At 69.2% G+C, this 16,472-nt stretch carries 12 protein-coding genes; 4 read left to right on the forward strand and 8 right to left on the reverse strand.

Features of this window, described 5'->3' with window-relative positions:
- Positions 1 to 72 precede the first annotated feature (72 nt).
- Entirely contained in the window at positions 73 to 582 is a 510-nt protein-coding gene (locus tag SH922_RS38950) for a DUF664 domain-containing protein (RefSeq protein ID WP_393063220.1), read from the forward strand.
- Positions 583 to 638: 56 nt separating this feature from the next.
- Here SH922_RS38950 and SH922_RS38955 read toward each other — a convergent pair whose 3' ends face one another.
- The gene (locus tag SH922_RS38955; RefSeq protein ID WP_393063221.1) at positions 639 to 1,589 is read right to left on the reverse strand and encodes a LysR family transcriptional regulator; all 951 of its coding nucleotides are present in this window, start codon (positions 1,587 to 1,589) and stop codon (positions 639 to 641) included.
- Positions 1,590 to 1,713: 124 nt separating this feature from the next.
- Here SH922_RS38955 and SH922_RS38960 point away from each other — a divergent pair, with 124 nt between their 5' ends.
- Positions 1,714 to 3,156 carry an MFS transporter gene (locus SH922_RS38960; protein WP_393063814.1) on the forward strand — a complete coding sequence of 481 codons (1,443 nt, stop codon included), beginning with the start codon at positions 1,714 to 1,716 and terminating at the stop codon, positions 3,154 to 3,156.
- A 265-nt stretch (positions 3,157 to 3,421) separates the two neighbouring features.
- Here SH922_RS38960 and SH922_RS38965 read toward each other — a convergent pair whose 3' ends face one another.
- Both SH922_RS38965 and SH922_RS38970 read right to left on the reverse strand, forming a co-directional pair.
- Complete coding sequence (locus SH922_RS38965) at positions 3,422 to 4,006, reverse strand: hypothetical protein (RefSeq protein WP_393063222.1); 585 nt, start codon at positions 4,004 to 4,006, stop codon at positions 3,422 to 3,424.
- Between the two features lie 298 nt (positions 4,007 to 4,304).
- Complete coding sequence (locus tag SH922_RS38970; protein ID WP_393063223.1) at positions 4,305 to 5,123, reverse strand: AraC family transcriptional regulator; 819 nt, start codon at positions 5,121 to 5,123, stop codon at positions 4,305 to 4,307.
- 112 nt (positions 5,124 to 5,235) lie between these two features.
- Between SH922_RS38970 and SH922_RS38975 the strand changes: the two genes are divergently transcribed.
- Positions 5,236 to 5,667, forward strand: coding sequence for a DUF2000 family protein (locus tag SH922_RS38975; protein WP_393063224.1), 432 nt, complete (start codon positions 5,236 to 5,238; stop codon positions 5,665 to 5,667).
- A gap of 85 nt (positions 5,668 to 5,752) precedes the next feature.
- Here the strand turns inward: SH922_RS38975 and SH922_RS38980 are convergent, their stop codons facing one another.
- The 4 genes from SH922_RS38980 to SH922_RS38995 all read right to left on the reverse strand — a co-directional run bounded on the left by SH922_RS38980 (position 5,753) and on the right by SH922_RS38995 (position 10,269).
- A complete protein-coding gene (locus SH922_RS38980) occupies positions 5,753 to 6,802 on the reverse strand; it encodes a polyprenyl synthetase family protein (protein ID WP_393063225.1) in 1,050 nt (349 codons plus the stop codon).
- Positions 6,799 to 7,881, reverse strand: coding sequence for a tetratricopeptide repeat protein (locus SH922_RS38985; protein WP_393063226.1), 1,083 nt, complete (start codon positions 7,879 to 7,881; stop codon positions 6,799 to 6,801). Before SH922_RS38985 ends, SH922_RS38980 begins: the two co-directional genes overlap by 4 nt.
- A 267-nt stretch (positions 7,882 to 8,148) precedes the next feature.
- Complete coding sequence (locus tag SH922_RS38990) at positions 8,149 to 9,441, reverse strand: phosphoribosyltransferase family protein (protein ID WP_393063227.1); 1,293 nt, start codon at positions 9,439 to 9,441, stop codon at positions 8,149 to 8,151.
- Positions 9,442 to 9,561: 120 nt separating this feature from the next.
- Entirely contained in the window at positions 9,562 to 10,269 is a 708-nt protein-coding gene (locus tag SH922_RS38995; protein WP_393063228.1) for a hypothetical protein, read from the reverse strand.
- Between the two features lie 361 nt (positions 10,270 to 10,630).
- Between SH922_RS38995 and SH922_RS39000 the strand changes: the two genes are divergently transcribed.
- Complete coding sequence (locus SH922_RS39000) at positions 10,631 to 14,998, forward strand: S8 family serine peptidase (RefSeq protein WP_393063229.1); 4,368 nt, start codon at positions 10,631 to 10,633, stop codon at positions 14,996 to 14,998.
- Between the two features lie 51 nt (positions 14,999 to 15,049).
- On the opposite strand, the gene SH922_RS39005 is transcribed toward SH922_RS39000, so the two are convergent.
- Complete coding sequence (locus SH922_RS39005; protein ID WP_393063230.1) at positions 15,050 to 16,060, reverse strand: hypothetical protein; 1,011 nt, start codon at positions 16,058 to 16,060, stop codon at positions 15,050 to 15,052.
- Positions 16,061 to 16,472: the final 412 nt, after the last annotated feature.

A 16,472-nucleotide genomic window follows, 5' to 3' on the forward strand; every position in this document is an offset into this window, starting at 1 on the left:
CCTCACCGGCGACGCCTGCCGCGGGGCGTGTCGATGGCGGGACGCGGGCGGGGAAGCGGTCAAGGTGAGGGCATGAACGTCGCAGACATCCTGACCGATGGATACACCCGCATCCAGGAGACCGTGCACGCGGCCGTCGAGGGTCTCGAACCCGACGACCTCAACGCCCGCCTCGATGACGGGGCGAACTCGATCGCCTGGCTGGTCTGGCATCTGACCCGCGTCCAGGACGACCACATCGCGGACGCTGCGGGCACCGAGCAGGTCTGGTTCACCGAGGACTGGGCCGCACGTTTCGATCTGCCCTTCGCCAAGGCCTCCACCGGCTACGGCCACAGCAACAAGCAGGTCGGCGTCGTCCGGGTGGGCTCGGCGGAGCTGCTCCTCGGGTACTACGACGCCGTGCACGAACGGTCGGCCGACTTCATCCGGGGACTCGACGGCAAGGCGCTCGACCGAATCGTCGACGAGGCCTGGTCGCCGCCCGTCACCCTGGGCGTCCGGCTGATCAGCGTCCTGTCGGACGACCTCCAGCACGCCGGGCAGGCGGCCTTCGTGCGCGGGTGCCTGGAGCGCCGCTGAGGGCTGTTCCGGCCGGCGAGGATCCCGGCCCCCGGGCCCGGCGCCCCGGGGGCCGATCAGCCGGGTATCGCTGTCCGGGTGTCGGCCGGAGCCATGTCCCGTGCGACCTCGCGTGCCAGGCGGCCGAAGAGCTCTATCGCCCGGTTGTCTCCCTCGGACCGCCATATCAGGCCGTATCCGAGCGGAACGTCTCCCTCCACCGGGACGTAGGAGATCCCGGGCCGGCCGTGGTAGACGGCGATGTGGGCCCCTGACAACAAGGCGCCCTTGCCGCCGGCGACGAGTGTCAGTGCCTCCTGGAAGTTGGTGACGGACGGCCCCTGCCCGATCGGCTTGCCACTGGGTGTACGCGTCGGCTGTTGATGCTCCAGCCAGTACTCCGGGACGTCTCCCTCGATCGTCAGCAACGGCACTTGGGCCAGGTCCTCGAGTGTCACCGTGTTCCGTCCGGCCAGGGGATGCCCGGCCGCGACAGCCAGCACCCTGTCCTCGACAAGGAGTGTGGGACCGCGGGTCAAGTCGTCCTCGTCCACAGGGAAATCCGTGAGCTGGAGGTCGAAGTCGCCTCTCCGCAGCATCCCGTACGGATCGGAGTAGGGAACTTCGCATACCTCGACGGCGAGTTCGGGACGGGCGGTACGCAGCTTCTCGATCGTCTTCATCACCATCTCTCCGGCCAGCGACGTGGAGAAGCCGACGTGCAGGACTCCTTCGATCCCGCGTGCCGAGGCGACGGCACGCGTGAGGGCGTGCTCGATGCCGCGGTAGTGCGGTTCGAGGTCCTGCCGGAAGCGGCTGCCCAGGCGCGTGAGGGCCACACGCCGGCTGGTGCGGGTGAACAGAGGCGCCCCGACGTGGCGTTCCAGCTTCTGGATGAGCTGACTCACCCGGGCACGGGAGAGATGCAGGCGGGTGGCGGTACGGCCGAAGTGCAGTTCTTCGGCGAGTACGAGAAAGCACTCGAGTTCGTTCTGGTCCACGTACATCTCCGGGATCGCGTGGGACACGGATCGGTAAGCCCGGCTTTCCGAACGTTGCGATCATTGCTGTTGTTCCCCTCCGGGGCGTGGCGAAGGCTTGAGGCACCACCAACACGCACCACTCCGGAAGGAGTTCATCGTCATGAGTGCCATGAGTACTTCGAGCGGGCTGAGCGCAACCAAATGGGGCATCCTGCTCGTGCTGTGCGGCGCGATCTTCCTCGAAGGCATCGATGTCGCCATGCTCAACGTGGCACTGCCGTCGATCCGCGCCGACCTCGGACTCTCCACCGGTGAACTGCAGTGGGTCATGAGCGCCTACGTACTCGGTTACGGCGGCTTCATGCTCCTCGGCGGACGGGCGGCAGACCTGTTCGGGCGCCGTCAGATGTTCGTCTTCTGGCTCACCGTCTTCCTGCTGTTCTCCGGGCTCGGCGGATTCGCCACCGAGGGGTGGATGCTGATCATCGCGCGGTTCATCACGGGCGTCGCCGCAGCCTTCATGACCCCGGCGGGGCTGTCCATCATCACCACGGGCTTCGCTGAGGGTCCGGAGCGGAACAAGGCCCTGCTCATCTACTCGGGCACGGCTGCGGGAGGCTTCACGATCGGCCTGGTCGCCGGTGGACTGCTCACCGCCGCCGGCTGGCGGTGGGTCTTCTTCGCCCCGGTCGTGCTCTCCCTGCTCATCCTCGTCGCAGCCCTCGCGTTCGTCCCCAGGTCGGCACGCCCGGACAGATCCGGAAAGCGCGTCGACGCCGCCGGTGCGCTCACCGCCACCACTGCCCTCGTGCTGATCGTGCTGGGCGTCGAGCGTGCGGCCCACGCCGGGATCGCAGCCAGCGCCGGAACGTTGCTGGCCGGGCTTGCGCTCCTAGCGGCCTTCCTCGTCATCGAACGACGCTCCGCCGAGCCCCTGGTACGCATGGGCATCTTCCGCAACGGCTCCCTGGTGCGGGCGAACCTTTCGGCGATGCTGTTCGCCGCCGGATTCTTCGGCTTCCAGTTTCTGGTCGTGCTGTATCTCCAGGAACTGCGTGACTGGTCGACACTGCAGACGAGCCTCGCGATGCTGGTCATCGGGATCGACGCGATCCTCTCGCCGACCCTCACCCCACGGCTGGTCAACCGCTTCGGCACCGACAAGGTGATCTTCGGGGGGCTTCTGCTCGCGGTGCTCTCCTACGGGTTGTTCCTCCCGCTGGGTGCGGACTGGAGCTACGCGGCGATGTTCCCGGGCCTGCTCATTCTCGGCCTCGCGTTCTCCCTGGCGTACGGTCCGCTCACCATCGTGGCGACGCAAGGGATCGCGGAGGAGGAGCAGGGGCTCGCCGGCGGTCTTCTCTACACCGCCTTCCAGTTCGGCGCCGCCCTCGGGCTCTCCGCGGTCACGGCCGTCAGCGTGGCCGCGACGCGCTCGGAGACTCCTGCCGCGGTCCTGGACGGATACCGGTCCGGTCTGCTCGTCCCGTTCGTGGCGGCGGTCGCCGCCGCTGCCATCAGCGCCCTGGGACTGCGTACAGGGCGGGGCGACGGATCGCCCGCCGCGGCGGACGCTGCTGTCGAGCCGATCGAGGTGCCCGTCTCCCGCTGATCCTCGAAAAGGACGGACTCATGGCCGACACCGCGCTGCGTACGCCTCCGGCGAGCGGCACGGTGTCGGCCGGCCCGTGCCGCTGTGCAGCGGGCGGGCCGAAAGGACGCCGGCCTCGCTCAGACGGGGGCCACCGGAATCCGGTGGCGCACCAGCGCCTGATCAGGCGGGCCGTGGGCGGCACATGGGCCGGTTCGGCCCGGTCAGGTGTCGCCCGCGTCCGCGTTGCATCGGACCAAGGACGGGAAACGGCATTCCGGACCTCCTACTCGTCCGGAACCGAAAGCGGCCATGTCCAGACCACATCGGCGGCGTCCCGTTCCCTGATGATCCGTCGGTAGCGTGATGCTTCGCGTTTTGTTCCCGAGTTGAGCGGGCGGTACCGGACCCAGTCCATCGGGACGATGTGGAGGGCCAGGGTTTCCCACGCGCGTTGCTGATCGACCGAGTGCGCGAGCACCACGGCGAAGCGCTGGATACACCACAAGCACTCCCAGGGCGGTCCGGTGACGACGGCTCCGGCGTCAGCGAGCTTCCGGCCGTACCCGTCCCTGGCATCGAGCTCCATCTCCGCATGGAAATCGTCGCCTCCGAAGAAGTGGACGCAGCTGCGCTGCAGACTGCGCCTCATGTCCGACAGGCGCTGGGCCCTTCCGGAATCGCCGTCCTCCTGCGTGCGGGCCACCGCGAGCGGGAAAATCGCATGCTTGCCCCGGTCGATCACGGGGAAGCCGAGATCTGTCCACTGCGGAGTCTTCTCGGAGTGCTTATGGCCGAGCACGCGCTCAAGCGCATGCATGATTGACAGACCGTCCGAGATCCGATTCTTCTCCTGCTCGATCCCCGTCACGAGGCCCCTGTCCCCACCGCGGGATTGTCCTGTGCCATGCCGAGCCCCTCGGTGAAGTCCTCCACGAGAACCCCACCGAGGCGGATCGGTGTGACCTTTTCAGCAGCGGTCAACGATCTCCACCTCCTCCACCCCGGCCTCCAGCCACCTGCCGAAGCCGGCGCAGTACCACGCCAGGCATCCGAGGGCCAACCGAGGGAACGCGCCCACGACGCCACAACCACTCGGTGACCCTGTTGCCGAACGACCCGATCATGCAACAAGCGAATGACACACGACGTCAACGACGTCGTTCGGGTCACCCGGCGGACAGAACGGACGCGCCGCGCGTACGGGCGTAGTGCCCCGGACCGGTACCCACGACCCGCTTGAAGTGGCGCGTCAGATGGGACTGGTCGTAGAAGCCCACGGCGCTCGCCACCTCCGAGGCCGGCAGCCCCTGGAGCAGCAGCCGGCGCGCGAGATCGACGCGGCGCCCCGTCACGTACTGATGCGGTGCCATTCCGAACTCCCGGCTGAAGGCCCGCACCAGATGTGCGTGATGGGCGTGCAGCCGCAGCGCCGCCTCCTGGAGCGCGATGCCCTCCACGAACCGTTCGTCGAGCAGGTCCCGCAGGCGGTGCGCGATCCGGCGGTCGTGGACGTACCGCACGGGCTCCGGACGGCTGCGCAGATGCTGGTCGAGGCGTTCGGCGACGAGAGCGAGACGGCTCGCAGCCTCCAGCTCGTCGCCCGGGCCGGCGAGCGCCGTGTGGAGGCGGTCGATCCGGCGGCGCAGGGCCGGATCGTGCAGGACGGGCCGGTCCACGGCCATGCCGACGAGCGATTCGTCGACCTGCGCGACGTCGAGGTACAGGACGCGCTTGCGGAACCCCGCGGCGGTGGCGGCGCCGCCGTTGTGCGGAACGTGCGGGGGCAGCAGCGTCACCACATCCGTGAGGACGCCGTGCTCGTGGTGGTCGAGGTCGTAGCGGACCATGCCCTCGTCCACGATGAGCAGCGTCCAGGCGTCGTGCGTGTGCATCGGGTAGGTGTGGTCGGTGAAGTGGGCGTGGAAGACCTCTTCGATACCCGCCACGGGCGGACGCCACGCGGTGATGTCCGGACGTGCAGCCATGAGCCGATCGTACGCCCGGCGGCCGCGTCGCCGATCCGGCCGGGGTACCGGGAGGCCGCCGTGCAAAGTTCGTACAAGACGGGGTGGTGGACTGCCCGGCAGGCTCGAGCCCATGACAGATGAACTCGCCCCCGTCCGCTTCGACACCAAGATCGCCGTACTGCTCAGGGACGACCTGGAGACCTGGCAGCGGCTGAACGTGACGGCCTTCCTGGTCAGTGGGCTCGGCACGGCCGTGCCCGAGGTGATCGGTGAGCCGTACGCCGACGCCGACGACACCCCGTACCTGCCGATGTTCCGGCAGCCGGTCATGGTCTTCGAAGGTTCGAAGGAACTGTTGACGACGGCCCACACCCGGGCGGTCGGCCGGGGCGCCACCCTGTCGGTGTTCACCTCGGACCTCTTCGCGACGGGCAACGACCGGGACAATCGGGCCGCGGTCCGCGCGGTGCGGCGGGACGGGATGGACATGGTCGGGCTGGCCGTGCACGGACCCCGCAACGCCGTGGACAAGATCCTCAAGGGCGCGTCCATGCACCCCTGAGCACGGCTGCCGGGTGCGTGCGTGGAACACCCGTGGCGGCCGGCCGGCGGAGACCTGTCCGCCCCGGCCGGCCGCGCGGAGTGGGTCACACGGTGCGTTCGACGAAGTACGGCAGCAGAGAGAGAAGGTCCGCCAGGGGTTCCGGGGCCAAGGCCACGCTCTCCATACAGGCGCGGGCACTTTCCAGTTGCCGGTCCGCCTCGGCCAGGGCCGCCGCGCGGCCGCCGGCCTCCTCGGTCAGATCGGCCGCCCGTTGCACGGTGTGGTCGTCCAACGCCTCGCCGGTGCGCAGCAGCGCGCCCAGTCGCAGAGCGGCCGGGCCGCCGGCGGCGAGGGCGGCAAGGACGGGGTAGGTCTTCTTCCGGCGGCGCAGATCACTGTGCACCGGCTTGCCGGTGACCGCCGGGTCTCCCCAGATACCGAGCACGTCGTCCACGGCCTGGAACGCCACACCGAGATGGCGCCCCGCCGTCGTGAGGGCATCGGTCTCCGAGCGTCCGGCGCCGCCGAGGACGGCGCCCAGACCGGCTGCGCAGCCCAGCAGGGCGCCCGTCTTCTGCTCGGCCATCCGCCGGTATTCGCGTGGCTGCACGGCATCCGGCCCGGTCCAGGGCCGCGCCTCGAAGAGGAGGTCGTCGGCCTGGCCGTGCACCAGGTCGTTGAGCGTCCCCGCCAGCAGCCGGACGGCCGGGACGCACGCGCCGCCGGGAGCCCCGGCCAGCGTCTGTACGGCCAGTGCGAAGAGCGCGTCCCCGGCGAGGACCGCGGGCCCGGTCCCGTAGGCCTTCCAGGCGGTGGCCCGCTGCCTGCGGGTCTCGTCGCCGTCCATGATGTCGTCGTGGAGCAGGGAGAACGTATGGATCAGTTCGACGGCGACCGCGCCGAGGACCGCGCTCTCCGCCTTCGCGCCGACGGCCTCCGCACCGAGGACGGCCAGGGCCTGCCGGACGCCCTTGCCCTGCGCACCGGGGGCGGCGCGGCCGTGGGTCCCGTCCCAGCCCAGGGAGAAGGCGGTGATCTCGGCATGCCACGGATGGAGCTGCCGGACCGCCCGGCCGAGCGCCGGACGGACGAGGTCGCGGCATCGGGCGAGAATCCGGGGCGCGTCGGTCTGCTGGGCCAGGGGAGGCGTCATCGGCGGCCGCCCGCTGCGGCTGCCGCACCGTCGGCCGGTGCCACGTCATCGGCCGGTGTCACGCCCAGCTCCGCGTACGCCTTGTCGACCATGTCACGGGCGTTGAGGAGTCCGATCCGGTCGAGCGTGCCACGCAGTACGTCCAGTTCCGCCGCGGTCTCGGCACGGTCGCGGCCGAGCCGGGCCAGCGACTTGACCAGCCCGAGCCGGGCCAGCGCCTCGCCCCGGGGCTCCGTCATCGCGCGGAACTCCGCCAGCGCCTCCTCGTAGACCACCCGGGCCTCCTCGTACCGCCGGGCACGGTAGAGCACGTTGGCGCGCATCTTGTGGTTGTAGGCGAGGGCGCTCGTCAACTTCATCGCACGGCAGGTCAGTTCGGCCTCGGCGAGCAGGCCGAGTGCGCGCTCCGGGTCGTTGTCCCGTACGGAGATGATGTCGGCCATCCCGCGCAGCGCCCAGGCCCGACCGCGCTGGTCGTCCGCGTCCCCGGCGAGCTGGGCCGCCTCCTCGAACATCTCCAGGGCGGTATCGAAGGATCCGGTGTTGCGATGGATCTGGGCGATGCCCTCCAGGGCCCAGACGGTGTGGCGGGCCTCGCCGCGGGCGCGTGCCTCGGCGAGGAGCTGCTCGTGCAGTGCGGCGACAGTGCGGTAATCGCCCTGGATGCGGCCGGTCTCGGCGAGGCCGGCGAGCGAGTAACCGCGCGCGACCACATCCCCGCCCGCCTTGCCCAGGTCGGCGGCGAGCCGCAACAGGCGGAAGGCGAGCCGTAGTCCGCCGCGCTGCCGGGCGAGCGTCCCGCCGCTCCACAACGCCCAGGCCATGGCTCCCGTGTCACCGGCCGACCTGGCGGCCCGGTAGCTGGCCTTCCAGGCCCGGTCGGCCTCCTGTACGTGGCCCAGCCTGCGGTGCGCCTCGGCCACCGCGAGCCCGGTGCGGGCCACTTCCTGCGGGGAGCCGGCGAGTTCGGCCTCCTTCAAATGGCGTTTGCCCTCGGCCAGCACGTCCGTGAGGGATGCGTTCACGGACATCTTGGTGAGGGCGCCCTGGTACTCGGGCGCCATTGCTTTGCTGTGCATGGGAGCCTTTCGCGCGCGAACGGGACGGCCCGGCAACTCCTATGCGCCCTGTGTATACATCATGCGTATAGGTGCGTGGTGCTCGGAGCCCTGCGCTCGTGGGGGGTGGGAGGAAGTTCGTCGTGTGCGGCATGCCGCCTTGTTGTGGATCAAGACGGCAGATGTGCGCGGAGGGTTGCTTCGTGGTCGGGGAAACCCTGCGGAAGTCGATTCCGGCCGCCTGCGCCCCCGCCGTGGCCTGCGGGCGGGCGGGGGCTCGGCCCCGCGTCAGATGGATCGCGCGACGAGATGGCCGGTGAACCACTCCCGGGCCAGCTCGGCAACCCGGTCCAGAGCGCCCGGTTCCTCGAAGAGGTGCGTGGCGCCGGCGACGACGTCGAGCCGGTTCTCGCAGTGCAACTGGGCCTGGGCCTCTCGGTTCAGATCCAGTACCCGGGTGTCGTCGCCGCCCACGATGAGCAGTGTCGGGGCCCGTACGTCACCCAGACAGTCGCCCGCAAGGTCGGGCCTGCCACCCCGGGAGACGACGGCGCCGATCCCCGCGCCGCGCTCCGTGCCGACGGCTGCGGCGGCCCGCAGCGCCGCCGCGGCCCCCGTGCTCGCACCGAACACGCCGACAGGGACGGGCGATCGGCGCTGCACCCAGTCGGTGGCATCAACCAGCCGTCCGGCCAGAGTCGCGATGTCGAAGACGTTGGCGCGGTCAGCCTCCTCGGCTGGGGTGAGGAGGTCGAAGAGCAGGGTGCCCAGGCCTGCCCGGTTCAGGGCGGCCGCCACCGAGCGGTTACGGGGGCTGTGCCGGCTGCTGCCGGAGCCGTGTGCGAACACGACGACCGCCCCGCCTTCCCCGGTCTCGGTGAGCTCGCCGGGCAGGATCACGCCACCCGCCTCCACAGCCACCTCGACAGGTGTCCGTGGCGCCTCCGGGGCTGCGGCCCGGGCCAGCAGTGAGACGACTTCCTCGTCCGGGGTCTGGCCGAAGTCCCGGTACCACTCACCCACGGCGGAGAATCCGTACGGCTTCGAGAGGCACACCAGCTCGTCGACCTGGCCGCGCAGCCGTTCGGCGGCGTCCGGCGACGCCACGGGAACGGCCAGCACCACGCGCGCCGCACCCTGGGCGCGGGCCACCTTGCACGCGGCCAGAGCGGTCGCTCCGGTCGCGATCCCGTCGTCGACGACGATCACCGTGCGCCCCGCCAGCTGGATACGGGGCCGGTCGCCACGGAACGCCCGCGCCCGGCGCAGCAGCTCGGCCTCCTCGGCCCGCTCGACCGCGGCGACATCCTCCTGCGACACCCGGCCGCGGCGCACGATGTCCTCGCTGATGACCCGTACACCGCCCTCGCCGATGGCGCCGAAGCCCAGCTCCGGGTGGTAAGGGACACCGAGCTTGCGCACCACGATCACATCGAGCGCGGCGCCCAGCTCCCTGGCGACGCGGAAGGCCACCGGTACGCCGCCACGCGGCAGTCCCAGCACGACGGGATCGCTCGCCGCCAGCGGGCGAAGGGCCTCGGCCAGCCGTTGTCCCGCGTCGGCGCGGTCGGCGAACAGCACAGGGGTTCACCCCCGGATCGGGAAAGCGGGCAGCCGCCCGGACATCTACTTCGAATCAACACCGTGCCCCGCAGGACCGCAACCGCCGGGAGCCGCCCCGCCGCCGTGAACCGAGCCGGGTCAATGCGCGGCGGGGATCCACACGGGCATGCTGCCCTCCTCGCGATTGGCCCAGGCGTAATAGGGGATGGCGGTGAGCTCCGGCCTGGCGGCGGAGGAGCGGGGCCGGCCGGTGGCGTACGGCCACCACCCAGCGGTGCCCGCCGGGGTGTGCCGGGATCCCGGGGCGACGACGGCGGTGACTCCGCCGAGGAGATCGTCGCGGAGAACGGCCCGCAGCGGCACCTCTGTGTCCAGGACGATGTCGTCCAGGCCGCCGCCGCCCAGATCGGTCTGCTCCAGGCAGTACACGAGCGGCCCGCGCTCGACGGCCACCGCACCGCGTACCGCGTCGACCTGGGGGGCGGCCCGGGTCAGCCGCGGTTCCAGGTCCAGATCGAGTACCACCTGCGCGCCCTCGCGCCACTCCCGGCGGAGGCACAGCCACCCCTCGGAGACGTCCTGAGCCACGGGGACACCGTCGACGGTGATGGTGAAGCAGCTGCTCCACTGCGGGAGGCGCCACGACAGCGTCCAGTGCCGGCCCGTAGGCGACCGACTGACGATGAGCGCGAGGCGGCCCTGCCAGGGGTGGCCGGTGCTGACCTCGACGGCCACCGGCCGGCCGTCGAGCAGCGCCTCCGAGCGGCCCTCGGCGTACCGGTGAATCCGCAGACCGTCGTCGTCCGTGGCGGCCATGTGGTGCGGCAGGGAGGCGAGCAGGCGCATGACGTTGGGCGGGCAGCAGGCACAGCGGAACCAACGGGTGCACGCAGCCGCCGTCGACCGGCACGGTACGCCGTCGGTTGTCTGGGCGAGGCGCCACCGCCTGCAGCGGTGGCCTGCCGCAGCGTCTTCGGCCTGATTCGACGTCATCGGCGAGGACTCTTCTCGAGCTAGTCGTTCGAGTTCCTCCTGTCCTGGGCCATCTTCGCCGCCGTCCTGCTCGTCTTGCATCCCTGGGTCGTGGCGGAACGCCGCCATGTCGCACGTCCGCCGGGCACTGGTCATTGCTGCGTGCCCGTTCGAACTGCGAGGTTTCCAGGACGGGCCCGCGACCGAGCCCGGCAACGGAACCCGAAGGAGCGATATGAGACGACGGCGACCCCGCTCACTCATCATCATCGGCACCGCAGTGATGGCCGCTGCGGCCCTCGGCATCGGGCAACCGACCATCGCCGCCGCGGCACCGGACGGTCCAGGTACCGACGGTCCGGCGACCAGCGGCCCTCGGGTGCCCCTTTCTGCGACGTCGCCCGCTGACAGCGATCTCTATCAGCCACCCACGGACGACAAGGGATTCAAGCCGCTGGATGCCACGGCGCCCGCCGGCCGGAGTTCGGAGAAGCTCGGCGCCCGCGACACCCAGCTGCTGCAGCAGGCGCAGGCCACCAAGGCCAAGACCGTGACGGTGATGCTGCTCGCGAACTCCGGCAACACCAAGGAGGTGTCCGCCGCCGTCGCCAAGGCCGGCGGGACAGTTGGCAAGATCCAGTCGGAGATCGGCTACGTCCGGGCCACCGTCCCGACCGGCAAAGTACAGAACTTGGCTGCGCTCCCGGTGGTGAAGGCCATCGACCTCGACAAGACCTACCGCGTGCCGAGCCCGCAACTGGGCAACGCCGTCAGCCCGGTCGATGCCAAGGCCGGCGCCGCTCACCCGGCGGCGCCGAACGCGACCACCCCTGCCGACAATCCGTACCTGCCGGTCAACGACATCGGGGCCACCGACTTTGTTGCGGCAAACCATAAGTGGGACGGACGCGGCATCACCGTCGGGGTGCTCGACACCGGCGTCGACCTCGATCACGCAGCCCTTCAGAAGACCAGCGACGGTCGGCCGAAGGTGGTCGACTGGGTGACGGCCACCGATCCGGTGACGGATGGCGACGGAACCTGGGTGCAGATGAGCAAGGCGGTGACAGGTCCCCGGTTCGACTACGCCGGGGCCACCTGGACGGCCCCGGAAGGAAAGTTCCAACTCGGCCTGTTCTACGAGATGACCACCACGCAGAGCGATTTCGGTGGCGACCTCGACAACAACCGCAGTACCAACGACCGGTTCGGCGTGCTGTACGACCCGCAGACCCACCGGGTGTGGGTGGACTCCGACGGCGACCACGACTTCACCGATACGCCGGAGATGTCGCCCTACGGCCGGCAACGGCAGATCGGCCATTTCGGCACCGAGGATCCGCAGACCGCTGTCACCGAACGGATTCCGTTCGTCGTGGACTACCGCGACAACGTCGACCTGTCGCCACTGGGCGGCAGCAACGTCGGCAAGGTGATGAACTATGTGAACATCGGGTTGCCGTCGGGGTCGCACGGCTCGCACGTCGCCGGGATCATCGCCGGCACATCTCTGCTCGGTGGCGCGATGCACGGTGTGGCTCCCGGCGCGCAGATCGTCTCGTCCCGGGCCTGCACCTGGGGCGGCGGCTGCACCGAGGCGGCCCTCACCGAAGGGATGATCGACCTGGTCGTCAATCGCGGCGTCGACGTGGTGAACCTCTCGATCGGCGGGTTGCCGGCGCTCAACGACGGATCCGACGTGATATCCCAGCTGTACAACAAGCTGACCAGCCGCTTCGGCGTACAGATCGTGGTGGCGGCCGGTAACGAGGGCGCGGGCACCAACACCGTCGGCTCCCCGTCCGTCTCCTCCTCGGTGCTGGCTGTTGCAGCGTCGGTGAGCAAGAAGACCTGGTGGGCCAACTACGGTTCCGCGGTCGATGCACCGCAAGGCCTGTTCGGGTTCTCCTCGCACGGCCCGTCCGAGGACGGTGCGCTCGCACCTGCGGTCAGCGCCCCGGGAGCGGCGATCTCCTCGATCCCCGGCTGGCTGGAAGGACAGGCCGTGCCGGAGGCGGGCTACTCGCTGCCGGTCGGCTACGGCATGATGAACGGCACCTCGATGGCAGCACCTCAGGTGACGGGGGCCGCGGCCCTGCTGCTGTCGGCGGCGAAGTCCCGGAACGTCGAAGCCGGTCCGACGGCGCTCCGCTCCGTGCTCACCGGAACGGCGACGCCGATTGACGGTGTGCCGACCACCGCCCAGGGTGCCGGACTGGTCAGTATTCCGGCAGCCTGGAAGAAGCTTTCGAAGGGCGTGCGGACCAACAACTTCGACGTCTCCGCCCCGGTGTGCACGGCGCTGTCAGGCAATCTGGCCACGCCGAACAAGGGTGCCGGGATCTACAACCGGTGCCTGCCCGGGTCGGGTGGCCAGCCGGTCGGGACCGACAAGTCGTACCGGGTGACGGTGACCAGGACCAACGGGAAGGCGGGGCACACCACGAGCCGGATCGGCTGGGTCGGCAACGACGGCACGTTCCGGGCACCGAAGACCCTGTCGTCGCCTCTCGGCGCCTCGAACACGGTGACGGTGACCGCCACTCCGAAGACGACCGGCGTGCACAGCGCGATCATGACCATCGACGATCCGACCACGGCCGGCATCGACCGGTTCGTAGCGGTGACCGTGTTGGCGGCGGATCCGCTGAGCGGCCCGACGTATCAGGTCCGCAGGGCCGGAACCGTGGGCCGCACCGGAACGAACTCGTTCCTGGTTGCGGTGCCGGAAGGTGTCGAGGCCCTGCAACTGAACCTGGCGGGACAGGCCAAGGGCAGCCAGATGCGAGTCCTGCCCATCGATCCCGACGGGATCCCGGCCGATTCCAACGCCAGCGATCACTGCTACACCGGCTACCCCGACCCGGCCGGATGTGATCCGAAATCCAGGGCCGTGCTGCGACCGAAGGCGGGCATCTGGGAGTTCGTGGTCGAAGCGCGACGGACCTCGAGCGTTGCTGCCAACCCCTTTACCGCAACGGTTGCCCTGCAGGGAATGTCGTTCGCGCCGGACGTGACGACCCTGCAGTCGGCCACCGTGCACCAGAAGGAGTCGGTCCAGTTCACCGGGACGAACACCTGGGGCACGGCGAAGCTCCACGCCACTGACGGTGAGCTCGGGTTCGTCAGGAACCTGTTCTCCACCGTCGCCAACGGACAGCTCACGGCGAATCGTGTCGACGTGCCGCGGCAGTCGACGCGACTGGACGTGGCGTTGACGTCCCGCGCCGACGATGCCGATCTCGACATGTACATCGTCGGTGCCCGCGGCATCGCGGGCACCAGCATGAACATCGGGCCCGGTGTCGAGCGGATCGTCCTGGATGATCCGGCGCCCGGTACCTACTTCGTGGTGGTGACCGGCGCCAACGTCCCATCAGGGCCGGCGACCTTCGACTATCACGAGGAGATGTTCTCCCGCGGCATCGGCACCATAGCTGCCAAGTCCGACGAGGCGTCCCTGCTGAGGCCGGGGCAGTCGATGCCGGTGGCCGCCGACATCGACCTGAGCGCGGTCACCCAGACGACCGAGCCCGTCATCGGCCGGGTCCGAGTCGCGAACTCCGACGGCACGATCGTGGGTGCTGCGAAGGTCCGGATCAACAGCGTTGTCGCGCCGAAGCTGGACGCGGTGAAGTGGGAAAAGCCTTTCGTCGGCGCGAAACTCACCAACAACGGCGTGGTCGCCGGCGATCGGCAGTTCAACGCGACGATGACGCCGACCACTTGGACCAAGGACGCGGGTTTCACCGACTTGAACCTCGGCACGGGGGCGTACGGCTCAGCCCTGGACATGAACGAGCGGAAGGAAGCGGCCGGGATGCTCCACTACAAGGGGGAGAGCGACCGTCCGGCAATGTGGGCAGCCGACGGCAATGTGACCGACCTCGGGCTGCCGGAGTGGCGGGAGAAGGCGTACACCAGCGGATATGCCACCGGCATTAGCGACGGAGGCACGGTCGTCGGGTTCGCGAGCCTTGAGTATCGGGACGAGAACAGTCAGGGACACGCCTACGTCGACCCGTTCAGCTGGACCAGGACCGGCGGATTCACCAAACTGGCTCAGCTGTCGGCAAACACCACGGAAACCCAGCCGAGGGCGATCAACGCCCAAGGGACCGCGGTCGGGTCGTCGCTCACCACCGAAGGTGCGCAACGGGCCGTCAGCTGGAACACCTCGACCGGCAGGATCACGAATCTCGGCACCCTTCCGGGGCAGTTCAATTCGGTGGCCGTCGGGATCAACGCGGCCGGCTCGGTGGTCGGTGCCAGCGGGGACGACGCGTTCGTCTGGACGTCGTCGTCCGGCATGAAACGCCTGCCGGACTACGGATTCAACGCCACGGCGGAGAAGATCACCACCGATGGCTGGATCCTCGGCACGGTGGAACTGCAGCCCGACTACGAGGTCTCGGCACTGTGGGATCCGCAGGGTCGGCTGTGGGATCTGTCGTCGATGATTCCCGGCAACGACTGGTTCCTGCCGACCTACAGCTTTGGAATCAACGACCAGCACGATCTGATGATCTACGGTGAGGGCGGACCCAACGGCTCGTCGTCGAGCACCGTTCTGCTGCACATTCCGGATCTGATCGCCGAATAGATCCGAATAGCTCTTCTGTACCAGCCGCGACCGTGGCCGGCCCGAGGCGACTCAGAGCCAGCCGCGGTCGCGTGCGTACCAGCCGAGAAGGATCCGGGAGTCGGTGCCGGCCATGTCCATCAGATGCCGGATCCGACGCTGAACTGTCCGCAGCCCTACGCCGAGCCGGGTCGCCACCACCCCGTCCGTGTGCCCGGCGAGCAACAAGGTCAACACCTTCCGATTCATGGGATCGTCCAAGGCATCCTTGGACGCCGGATACGGCTCGAGTCGACGTCCCGGAGCCTCCCGCAGCTGGATCGAACGCTCCCACAACGACTCGAACAGCGTTGTCAGGGACGTGAGCAGACCGCCTGGCCGCACCACCACCACGACATCGTGGGACGGACCGCCTTCGTCGAGTTGCACCAGGGCCATCGAATCGTCGGAGATCAGTAGCTTGCTCGGCAGCGTCTCGGCCAGTCGGATCTGCTGGCCGCGGTCCAGGGATGCCAGCAGGTCCTGCTCGGCCTCCGGTTCGTCGAGCAGCGACCGCTCGATGATCACCCGTTCGGCCAACCCGCGGACGGCGAACTCCTTCTCCGAGTCGGTTTCTGCAACACCGACCACTCCGAACGGCGGTTTGGCGAACAACCGCAGCTCTCGTTCGGTGGCGCGCATCAGATGATTGATCCAGTCGCCGATGTTCGAGCGTCCGTGGATCACCTCGAGGCCGCGGAAATCTTCCTGTTGACGGATCAACCGATGATGATCGGCGAGTTCGTCCAGTGCCGCGCGGGCCATTCTGGCGTCCCTCTCGCTCTTGGCGACCAGGTCGCCAAGAGTCAGCAAAGGGGAAACAGCGGTGAGCGTGCCGCCGTTGGCGTGGACCAAGCCACGGGAGATGAGTGCCTCGATGGACGCGGTGACGGAATCGGCGGTCAGCCCGGTGGCCTCGACGAGTTCATCCGGTTGGATCGCCAGCTGCGCGACGATCGCTCGGTACACGGATTCCGAGGCATCCGTAAGACCGACGCCGGACAACGACCCGGGTGGGATCTGCACGGCGGGGTCGGTATCCATGATGCTCGACTGTATCGCCCGGGGCTGCCGGACAGTTCCACTGTGGCGCTGCTACTTTTCTTAATGCTGTGGCCTGACGTTCGCCAAGTACTCGACCACGTTCAGACGGCCAAGCCGGGCAGTTGCACGTCCACCTGGTCGAGGAAGGCTTCGTCTCTGAACGCCCGGGGTGCCCGGCAGTGCAAGCGCGTGCTCGACGCGATTGGTCGAGGGCGGTTCCGCGGGACAGCCCTTAGGGTCTGTCTGATGCTGTGACCTCTGCCGAGAGATTCTGGTCTTGGCGGGCCGGAATGTTCGGTGGACCAGTCACTGTGACTCGAGCGCAACTGACCGATGGCGGGTGGGGTTTCATCGCCCCCTTCGAGCTCGTAACGCGATCTTGTTGAAGTGTGCTGGTGGGGCGTAACGGGTG

The organism is Streptomyces sp. LN549 (genome assembly GCF_043203805.1).
GTDB lineage: Bacteria > Actinomycetota > Actinomycetes > Streptomycetales > Streptomycetaceae > Streptomyces.

Excerpts from the sequence above, each read along its gene's own strand:
- SH922_RS39005 (WP_393063230.1), bottom strand. The coding sequence starts at position 16,060 with ATGGATACCGACCCCGCCGTGCAGATCCCACCCGGGTCGTTGTCCGGC.
- SH922_RS38960 (WP_393063814.1), top strand. The coding sequence starts at position 1,714 with ATGAGTACTTCGAGCGGGCTGAGCGCAACCAAATGGGGCATCCTGCTC.
- SH922_RS38975 (WP_393063224.1), top strand. The coding sequence starts at position 5,236 with ATGACAGATGAACTCGCCCCCGTCCGCTTCGACACCAAGATCGCCGTA.
- SH922_RS38985 (WP_393063226.1), bottom strand. The coding sequence starts at position 7,881 with ATGCACAGCAAAGCAATGGCGCCCGAGTACCAGGGCGCCCTCACCAAG.
- SH922_RS38980 (WP_393063225.1), bottom strand. The coding sequence starts at position 6,802 with ATGACGCCTCCCCTGGCCCAGCAGACCGACGCGCCCCGGATTCTCGCC.
- SH922_RS38970 (WP_393063223.1), bottom strand. The coding sequence starts at position 5,123 with ATGGCTGCACGTCCGGACATCACCGCGTGGCGTCCGCCCGTGGCGGGT.
- SH922_RS38950 (WP_393063220.1), top strand. The coding sequence starts at position 73 with ATGAACGTCGCAGACATCCTGACCGATGGATACACCCGCATCCAGGAG.
- SH922_RS39000 (WP_393063229.1), top strand. The coding sequence starts at position 10,631 with ATGAGACGACGGCGACCCCGCTCACTCATCATCATCGGCACCGCAGTG.
- SH922_RS38995 (WP_393063228.1), bottom strand. The coding sequence starts at position 10,269 with ATGCGCCTGCTCGCCTCCCTGCCGCACCACATGGCCGCCACGGACGAC.